Origin of the sequence: Thermosulfurimonas sp., assembly GCF_015491435.1 — a bacterium.
Classification (GTDB): Bacteria; Desulfobacterota; Thermodesulfobacteria; order Thermodesulfobacteriales; family Thermodesulfobacteriaceae; genus Thermosulfurimonas_A.
The window spans coordinates 1-6,864 of the sequence record NZ_WFVX01000008.1 but is presented as its reverse complement, the minus strand read 5'-3'; the positions used below and the strand labels follow the sequence as shown (position 1 = coordinate 6,864).

Genomic DNA, 6,864 nt, shown 5'->3' with positions numbered 1-6,864 from the left:
GGAAAGGGGCTGGTCGGTTCGACTCCGGCCCCGGCCTGAAAAATCCTTTCCCGGAGGTTTGGATCATGGATCGCGAGGCCCTCTGGTCTTCTCTGGGGCTAGACCTTGAGGCCCATGCCGCCCTCCTTGAGGCCCTGGGCCCCCTTTACCGGGAGGTCTATCTTTCCCAGGAAAATCGGCCCCGGGGCATGGCCTATTTTGATGCCGTGGTGGCGGATATCCACGGAGCGCGGGTGGCGGAGCTCCTTGAGATTCGTAAGAAGGGCCGCCCGGTGGTGGGAACCTTCTGCGTGTTCGTGCCGGAGGAGATGGTCTGGGCCGCGGGAGGGGCCTGCGTGGGGCTCTGCGCCGGGGTGGAAGTGGCCACCGAGCGGGTGGAGGAGGTCCTTCCCCGAAATCTGTGTCCCCTTATCAAGGCCTTCTTCGGCTTCAAGCTGGCCCGTCTCTGCCCTTACATGGAAGCCTGTGATTTCCTCGTGGGGGAGACCACCTGCGACGGAAAGAAAAAGGCCTATGAGATCTTTGAGGCTTACAAGCCCGTCTATGTGATGCAGGTCCCGCACCGCAAGGACGAGGAAAGCCTTCGGCTCTGGACCGCGGAGGTAGAACGTTTTCTCCGCTACATAGAAGAATTTACCGGGGAGCCCATCTCCGCGGAGGCCTTAAGGGAGGCCATTGAACTTATCAACCGGCGCCGCAGGGCCCTAAAGCGCCTGAACGAACTTCGCCGTTTCGATCCGCCGCCCATCTCCGGCCGCGACGCCCTCCTCATCCACCAGCTCGCTTTCTTTGACGACCCCGAACGGTTCACCCGTAAGCTGGAGGAGCTTTGTACGGAGCTTGAGGAGAGGGTTTCCGCCGGGGAGGGGGTGTGTCCGCCCGGCACGCCACGGGTGGTGATCTCTGGCTGTCCCATGGCCATCCCCAACTGGAAGGTGGCCCATCTGGTGGAATCCTCGGGGGCGGTGATCGTGGGGGAGGAGTCCTGTGTGGGAACGCGTTACACCCGGGAATTGGTCCGGGTTTCCGAAAACTCCAAGGAAGGGCTCCTTCGGGCCCTTGCCGAAAGATACCTCCGGATCGATTGCGCTATCTTCACCCCCAACCCGGAGCGCCCGGCGCATCTCAAGGAGATGGTCCGAGAGCTTTCGGCCGCCGGGGTCATCCATTACGCCCTCAAGTTCTGCGACCCCTATACCATTGAGGCCCACCGGATAGAAATGGACTCCGCCGTTCCGGTCCTAAAAATCGAAACCGACTATAGCCTTGAGGACCGGGAGCAGCTTCGCACCCGCATCGAGGCCTTCCTGGAGGTCCTGAGGTGAGGGTGGCCGGGCTTGACATAGGTTCGCGGACCGTAAAGCTGGTCATCCTGAACGGGACCGAAGTTTGCGAGAAGCGGTGTCTTGAAACCTCGGCCCGTCTTGCGGAACAACTTCGGGAGATCCTTTCCGGGCTTTCCTTTGACCGATTGATCGCCACCGGCTACGGCCGCAACCTGGCCCGGGAGCTTTTCGGGGCCGAAACCCTTACCGAAATCAAGGCCCATGCCCTGGGGGTGCGATACCTTTTCCCCGAGGTCCGGACCATCCTGGATATCGGGGGGCAGGACAGCAAGGCCATCGCCCTTGCCCCGGACGGCCGGGTGTTAAAGTTTGAGATGAACGACCGCTGCGCCGCCGGCACCGGGCGTTTCCTTGAAGTCATGGCCCGGGTGCTGGGGGTCTCCCTGGAGGAGCTTTCCGAAATGGCCCTTTCCGCGGATCAGGCGGCCCGCATCAGTGCCCTCTGCACGGTCTTTGCCGAGAGCGAAGTGGTGGGCCTTATCGGGCGCGGAGAGGCCCCGGAGCGCATCGCCCGCGGTATCATTTCCTCTATTGTTAAGCGCTCCCTGGGGCTCCTGCGTCGGGTTTCCCCTTCACCCCCTCTGGTCTTTACCGGCGGGGTGGCCCGCAACCGGGCGGTGGTAAGGTTGCTGGAGGAGGAGCTGGGCCTTCCGGTTCTCATCCCGGAGGACCCGCGGATCACCGGGGCCCTGGGCGCCGCCCTTTGCGGGACTTCGTCTTCGGGTTCAGGGCCGGGTAAAGGTACGGAGAAAGGGCTAACCGGGTAAAAGATCGGTTTCTTTTTCCAAGAAGGTTTCCAGATGCCTTAAGAGTTTTCTAAATAAGGCTAGCCACTTTTCTCCTTCCGGGGTGAGGCGGGCCCCTCCGCCTCCTTTCCCTCCCACCGTGGTTTCCACCAGGGGTTTTCCGGCCTGACGGTTCATGGACTCCACGAGGTCCCAGGCATGTTTGTAGGACATGTTCATGGACCGTGCCGCGGCGGAGATGGAGCCGTATTCCCGGATTCTTTCCAGAAGAACCATCCTTCCGTAACCCAGAAAGGTGCCCTCCGGCCCTTCGATCCAGATCTTTCCCCGCACCCGAAGGCCTTTCATTCCTCTTCCTCCAGGAGAAAGATTCGTTCCGGGGGTAAGCTCAGGCGTAGTCTGCGACCCGGAGAGAGATCCAGTTTGCTTCGGGCCAGATCCGGGAGGATGACCTCAAGAAGACCACCCCCTTCACCCTTAAAAAGTACCCGGACCTGGGGCCCTTCGGAACGAAGATTCACCAGCCGGGCGGAAAGGAGATTCTCCTGCTCCGGGTGAAGGTACTTCTCGCGCACCACAAGGACGTCCTCGGGGTGAATCCCCACATAGATTTTCCGCCGGGAGGGCGGGGTGGAGGTCACTCTTAGAACGGTCCCCAGGGACGGGACCTCTACCCTCCCTTCCTGCCTTACCCTTCCGGGGAAGAGGTTACGTAATCCGAAGAAACGGGCCATCCGCAGGCTGGGTGGCTTCCGATAAAGCCTTTCCGGAGGCCCGGAGGCCTCGAGCCGACCCTCAAAGATGACGCTCACCGTGTCGCCGAGAAAGAAGGCCTCCTTAAGGTCATGGGTTACCAGAAGTACGGTGAGGCCGTAGCGGTGCCGCAATTCGGAAAGAAGATCCCAGAGTTCCCTTCTTAAGCCCTGATGGAGGGCGGAGAAGGGTTCGTCAAGAAGCAGATGTCGGAAACCCGGGGCCAGGGCCCGGGCCAGAGCCACCCGCTGGCGCTCGCCTCCGGAAAGGGAGGTTACGCGGCGCTCCAGGAGATGGTTTATATCCAGGATTCGACAGAGCTCGAAAACGAATCCATCGGAGGGACGTTTTCTGATCTTGAGGCCATAAAGTATATTCTCCCGCACGCTTAAGTGAGGAAAGAGGGCCAGATCCTGAGGAAGGTAGCCCAGGCCGCGCTTTTCCACCGGAAGGCGGGTAAGGTCGCGGCCCTCAAGGAGGATACGACCCGCCTCCGGGGTCCTCAGTCCTATTACGGTCTCAAGCAGGGTGCTCTTTCCGCTTCCGGTGGGGCCGAGGAGGACATGGATCTCCCCGCTTTTTACCTCCAGATCTATCTCTCCGAGGAGGAAGTTTCCGGCCCGGACCCTGAGGCCCTCCACCCGGATCATACTCCGCGCTCTCCCAGCCTGTGCACTCCGTAAAGCACGCAGAGCCCTATGGCCACCAGAATCAGGGTTAAGACCGCGGTCCCCGGAATGTCCGCGGTGGAAAGGTGCATGAAGATGGCGATGGGGAGGGTCTCGGTACGCAGGGGCATGGCCCCGGCCACGGTGATGGTGGCCCCGAACTCTCCCAGGGCCTTGGCCCAGGTGAGAACAAAGGCCGAAAGGAGGCCTCGGCGGGAAAGAGGCAGGGTTACGGTGAGGAAGGCCTTAAGAGGAGTGGCTCCCAGGGTGCGGGCCACTTCTTCGTAGCGGGGAGGTATTTCGTCCAGCGTGGCCTTGAGGAGGCGGACGGCAAGCCCCGCGGTGGTCACGAATTGAGCGAGCACAATGCCCTTCACCGCAAACACAAAGGTGAGCCCCCGGTCCGCAAGCCAGGCTCCTACCGGCTGATTAAAAAAGATAAGGATCATGGCCCCCAGGGCCGCAGGCGAAACCACTAAGGGAAGTTCAAGCAGGGTGTCCACCAGCCTCTTTCCGGGAAAATCGAAGCGTGAAAGGGCATAGGCCGCGGGAAGCCCGAGCCAGAGGGAAAGGAGGCTGGCCAGGGTGGCACACAGGAGACTCAGGCGCAGGCTAAAGAGGGTGCGCGGTGAAAGCAGGGTCGCAAGGAAGAGATCCTTTTTAAAGAAGTAAAAGAGGGAGAGGATAAGGGTGGTATAAAAGAGGGTTATCACCAGGGCGGCGGAGAGGGTCAGACGACGAAGGGTCATCGGGTCCTGCCTCCCAGCCATTCCGCTGGCACTTTATAGGTTCCCCCCACGGGTTTGCGGGCCCCGATAAAGGAGAAGGCCTCCTCCGGGCTCATGAAGTAATGGTAGCGCCGGAAAATATCCTTCCCTTCCGGGGAGGTAATGAACCGGATGAAGGCCTCGGCCAGAGGCCGGTTGCGGGTGAAACGTGCTACGGCAATGGGCATATATCCCACGCGCACCACCTCCTCCGGCCGCAGGGGGATGGCCTCAAGGTGTTTCGGATCCCAGTAAGCAAAGATACGCCATCCGATCACCGCATCCACCGCTCCCAGGGAGACCGCAGCCGCGGTCTGGGCACAGCTTCCGGTGTAATTGGTAAGCTTTTGCCGAAAGGCGGCCTTTTCCGCAGGACGCAGGGCCCTTTCCAGGATCTCCACCGCGTAAACCCCCACGCATACCCCCTCCGGATTGGCAATAGCCACCCGGATCCCGGGTTTGAGGAGATCGCGCAGGGAGTGAATTCCTTTGGGATTTCCTTTTTTAACGATAATAGCCGGAACCAGATAAGCCACGATCCTTTCGGTCTCGGGGAAGACGGCCTTTTTCCTTTTGGCCAGTTCCATATAGTCGGAGGAACCCGGAAAGTAAAGATCCCCTTTGCGGGAAAGGATCATCTGCGAGAGCACATATCCCGAGCCTCCGAAGACGAGGTCCACCCTGACCCCGGTCTTTCTTTCGAAGGCCCGGGCGGCCTCCTCGGTGGGGGGACGCGAAGCCGCCCCGGCAAAGATAAGAAGCCTTTCCCCGGCCCGGGACACGCCTGTTAACCCCACCCAGAAGAGAAGAAGTATGCCCAGTATGCGTTGCATGGGAACGCCTCCATCGTTATATTTGCCTATATATAACGCTTTCTCCTTCCTCTTGCAAGGGAGGCCCTGGTCGGGAGGGGCTTTATCGGCGGCGGGCCAGGATCTCTCGTACCAGGGCCAGGGCTTCCTCCCGATTCCTTACCCGTCCCTCCACCTGGGCCTCTTCCACCGCGGAGAGAAGCTCGCGAAAAAGGGGGCCGGGCTTGAGCCCCAGGACCTCGATAAGATCGTGCCCGGTAAGGAGTCTTTTCACCCGGACCCTTTCCATCACCTCCTGCGAGAAACGTTTAAGCTCGATAAAGAGGATCCGGAGTTTCTCGCAGGTTTCGGGTTCCGCGGCCGGGCCCCTTGCGGAAAGACAGTCGGAAAGGGCCACCACAAAGAGCCCGGGGAGATCCGGGCAGTCGCGAAGGAGTCTGCGCTTGGCCCGGGCCGTGAGACGCCCCTTTTCCCGGGCCTCCAGCAGAAAAAAGGGGCGCATGTGGTTGCGGATGAGAAGGGAGGCCCTCTTTATGACCTTCTTTTTTATGCGCCACCTTTCGGCCCAGGCGGAAAAAAGGCGCACGCTTTCTTTCTCGTGCTCGTAAAAGGTGATGCGTTCGGCCCGTTCCCCGGCCGGAGAAAAGGTGCGGCTCTTTCCCGCGTCATGGAAAAGGGCCGAAAGTTTCACGGCATAAAGGGCCTCGCGGTCCGAGACCATCTCCCGGATCTCTTTCTCGAATTCGGGATAGTGCTCCGGAGCGGAAAGGATCCCTTCGGCAGCGGAGAGGCTCTCCAGTGCGTGTCCCAGGACATCCAGATGATGATAATCCGGTTGCGGGATTCCGGCTCCTTCGTAAAGCTCCGGAAAAAGCTCAGCCAGAAGACCGTCGGCGAGCATCTCCCGCAGGGTCTCGGAAGCCCGGTGGGTCTCGAAGATGAGGCGCAATTCGTATTCCACCCGCTCCGGGGCCACCCGGTGGATCTCCGGGGCCAGCTCCTGGATGATCCGCCGGGTCTCCCCCTCGCACTTTCCGTAGCCCTGGGCCAGAAAACGGTAGGCCCGGAGGAGTCTCAAGGGGTCGTCCCGCAGGTTTTCCCGGGATATAGCCCGGATGATCCCGGCCGAAAGATCCGAAAACCCCCCGCAGGGATCGATAAGGGGCCAGGCCGAAGGGGGCCGGCTCAGAGCCTCGGAAAGGGGCACCGCTAGGGCATTCAGGGTGAAATCCCGCAGGCGTAAATCCTCCTCGATGTTCCGGGCTCCGGGACGAAGTCCGGAGATGTCCAGGGTGAAACCCTCCCGGGTCACCCGGAAGACCCCGAACTCTTCGTGAAGCGGAACCAGAGCGAAGGAGAGCCTTCTGGCTGCCTCCTCGGCCAGTTGCCGGGGCGAACCATCCACCACCGTGAGGTCGAGATCCCGTACCCTTTTCTTCCGCAGGATATCCCTTACGGCCCCTCCGGTAAGATATATCTCTCGCTCCGGGGCCACTTCCCGGAGAAAGGCCGCTATGGTTTCCCTTTGCGGATGATCCAGCCATTCCGCGAGTCCGTAAGCCATGGTATTCAAACTCTATCCCATCCTCCGGGCTTCGGCCAAGTTTTTGGGGTGCTAAACTCTTGTTTCTCTTGACAGGGAGGGGGTTCCGGGGGTAGCTTTCCGAAATATGGCCCCGGGTGCCCCGGGGCAGAGGCTCCGGGGTGAAACGGGAAGCCGGTGAGAATCCGGCGCTGGCCCGCAACCGTGACCGGGGACGAAAGCCGCTGGG

At 61.0% G+C, this 6,864-nt stretch carries 7 protein-coding genes and 1 riboswitch; of the genes, 2 read left to right on the top strand and 5 right to left on the bottom strand.

The annotated features are described in order from the left end of the window. Positions 1 to 65 precede the first annotated feature (65 nt). Entirely contained in the window at positions 66 to 1,325 is a 1,260-nt protein-coding gene (locus F8J34_RS00340) for a double-cubane-cluster-containing anaerobic reductase (protein WP_297055142.1), read from the top strand. Then, complete coding sequence (locus tag F8J34_RS00335) at positions 1,322 to 2,113, top strand: acyl-CoA dehydratase activase (protein ID WP_297055134.1); 792 nt, start codon at positions 1,322 to 1,324, stop codon at positions 2,111 to 2,113. The genes F8J34_RS00340 and F8J34_RS00335 overlap by 4 nt, the downstream gene beginning before the upstream one ends. On the opposite strand, the gene F8J34_RS00330 is transcribed toward F8J34_RS00335, so the two are convergent. The 5 genes from F8J34_RS00330 to F8J34_RS00310 all read right to left on the bottom strand — a co-directional run bounded on the left by F8J34_RS00330 (position 2,102) and on the right by F8J34_RS00310 (position 6,656). Continuing rightward, positions 2,102 to 2,440 (bottom strand): LysR family transcriptional regulator, encoded by a 339-nt coding sequence (locus F8J34_RS00330; RefSeq protein ID WP_297055132.1) that lies wholly within the window; start codon positions 2,438 to 2,440, stop codon positions 2,102 to 2,104. The two genes, F8J34_RS00335 and F8J34_RS00330, sit on opposite strands and share 12 nt — an antisense overlap. Further along, entirely contained in the window at positions 2,437 to 3,495 is a 1,059-nt protein-coding gene (locus F8J34_RS00325; protein WP_297055129.1) for an ABC transporter ATP-binding protein, read from the bottom strand. Before F8J34_RS00325 ends, F8J34_RS00330 begins: the two co-directional genes overlap by 4 nt. Continuing rightward, the gene (locus tag F8J34_RS00320; protein ID WP_297055128.1) at positions 3,492 to 4,262 is read right to left on the bottom strand and encodes an ABC transporter permease; all 771 of its coding nucleotides are present in this window, start codon (positions 4,260 to 4,262) and stop codon (positions 3,492 to 3,494) included. The genes F8J34_RS00325 and F8J34_RS00320 overlap by 4 nt, the downstream gene beginning before the upstream one ends. Then, the gene (gene modA, locus F8J34_RS00315; protein ID WP_297055124.1) at positions 4,259 to 5,113 is read right to left on the bottom strand and encodes a molybdate ABC transporter substrate-binding protein; all 855 of its coding nucleotides are present in this window, start codon (positions 5,111 to 5,113) and stop codon (positions 4,259 to 4,261) included. Before modA ends, F8J34_RS00320 begins: the two co-directional genes overlap by 4 nt. An 82-nt stretch (positions 5,114 to 5,195) precedes the next feature. Beyond that, positions 5,196 to 6,656, bottom strand: a complete 1,461-nt coding sequence (locus F8J34_RS00310) for an HD domain-containing protein (protein ID WP_297055137.1) — start codon at positions 6,654 to 6,656, stop codon at positions 5,196 to 5,198. A 97-nt stretch (positions 6,657 to 6,753) separates the two neighbouring features. Next, positions 6,754 to 6,864, top strand: a riboswitch (cobalamin riboswitch). This riboswitch is flagged as partial in the annotation.

Excerpts from the sequence above, each read along its gene's own strand:
- F8J34_RS00340 (WP_297055142.1), top strand. The coding sequence starts at position 66 with ATGGATCGCGAGGCCCTCTGGTCTTCTCTGGGGCTAGACCTTGAGGCC.
- F8J34_RS00330 (WP_297055132.1), bottom strand. The coding sequence starts at position 2,440 with ATGAAAGGCCTTCGGGTGCGGGGAAAGATCTGGATCGAAGGGCCGGAG.
- F8J34_RS00325 (WP_297055129.1), bottom strand. The coding sequence starts at position 3,495 with ATGATCCGGGTGGAGGGCCTCAGGGTCCGGGCCGGAAACTTCCTCCTC.
- F8J34_RS00320 (WP_297055128.1), bottom strand. The coding sequence starts at position 4,262 with ATGACCCTTCGTCGTCTGACCCTCTCCGCCGCCCTGGTGATAACCCTC.
- modA (WP_297055124.1), bottom strand. The coding sequence starts at position 5,113 with ATGCAACGCATACTGGGCATACTTCTTCTCTTCTGGGTGGGGTTAACA.
- F8J34_RS00310 (WP_297055137.1), bottom strand. The coding sequence starts at position 6,656 with ATGGCTTACGGACTCGCGGAATGGCTGGATCATCCGCAAAGGGAAACC.